Consider the following 200-nt stretch of genomic DNA (forward strand, 5'->3'; position numbering starts at 1 on the left):
TGATCAGGTTGATAGGTTCGAGGTGGAAGCATGGTGACATGTGGAGCTGACGAATACTAATAGATCGAGGACTTAACCATATAATATGAAGCAATGTTATCTAGTTTTGAAGGAATATGCCTTCATAGTTTGGTGATGATGGCAGAGAGGTCACACCCGTTCCCATACCGAACACGGAAGTTAAGCTCTCTAGCGCCGAT

Annotated in this window: 1 rRNA gene; it reads left to right on the plus strand. The window is 44.0% G+C overall.

Going from position 1 to position 200, the window contains the following annotated elements:
* Positions 1–128 precede the first annotated feature (128 nt).
* Positions 129–200 (plus strand): 5S ribosomal RNA (gene rrf / locus MR143_RS32925); the annotation flags it as partial.

Source organism: Bacillus cereus group sp. BfR-BA-01347, assembly GCF_022663835.1.
Classification (GTDB): domain Bacteria; phylum Bacillota; class Bacilli; order Bacillales; family Bacillaceae_G; genus Bacillus_A; species Bacillus_A thuringiensis_K.